Origin of the sequence: Thalassotalea sp. ND16A (genome assembly GCF_000764205.1) — a bacterium.
In the GTDB taxonomy this organism is placed as follows: Bacteria; Pseudomonadota; Gammaproteobacteria; order Enterobacterales; family Alteromonadaceae; genus Thalassotalea_A.
The window spans coordinates 1-859 of record NZ_JQDZ01000044.1 but is presented as its reverse complement, the minus strand read 5'-3'; the positions used below and the strand labels follow the sequence as shown (position 1 = coordinate 859).

At 39.9% G+C, this 859-nt stretch carries 2 rRNA genes; both read left to right on the top strand.

The features are described from left to right. Window positions 1–119: ribosomal RNA gene (locus ND16A_RS0119035) — 16S ribosomal RNA — on the top strand; the annotation flags it as partial. Window positions 120–771: 652 nt separating this feature from the next. After that, a 23S ribosomal RNA gene (locus ND16A_RS0119030) occupies window positions 772–859 on the top strand; the annotation flags it as partial.

Sequence of the window (859 nt, the reverse complement as noted above, 5' to 3'; positions counted from 1 at the left end):
TTGCAAAAGAAGTAGCTAGTCTAACCTTCGGGGGGACGGTTACCACTTTGTGATTTATGACTGGGGTGAAGTCGTAACAAGGTAACCCTAGGGGAACCTGGGGTTGGATCACCTCCTTACCTTAAGTAGATTAGCTTAATGGATGCTTCGGTATCGCGAGTGTTCACACAAATTACATGATAACTGAATGAGCGGTACGCTCTGTCATCCCGTTGAAGAACGGGAGCTCCTTGAGCGTACTGAGAATTCAAAACAAGTAACTACTTACTTGTTTTGAGTTTTCAACTCAAGTTAATGCCGAATGCGTGCATTAATAATCTCTTTAACAATTTGGAAAGCTGATATTAAACCCGATAATTTGTGGTTACGACGTCCAATCGTAACCTCTCTTGTAATAAAGAGCGCAAATTATCACGATAAACAACTTGTTGTTTATCAATCGAAGCATTGTTTACAATGCTTCAACATTATAACTAACGAAGTTAGTTATTCTTACTCAAGGCTCAAACAGCAATGTTTGAGTTTGATACCCTACGTTAAAATAGGTTATCAACATTCTTATTGAATGCGTGAAAATGTCAGACTTGCAACTTATCTCGGATTAGTCTCCGAGAATTCAAAATAGTTAATACCTTTCATTAATTTGGATAGTATTGCGCAGGATTTTGAAATTTAGGCAAGGCACTTTGAACGGTGTGTAGCGTGCTACACGAGTGAAAAAGTAACGCCGCGTAAATGACAAAAGACCAGCAAGACTTTTTGGGGTTGTATGGTTAAGTGACTAAGCGTATGTGGTGGATGCCTTGGCAGTTAGAGGCGATGAAGGACGTGTTAATCTGCGAAAAGCTGAGTTAAGCCG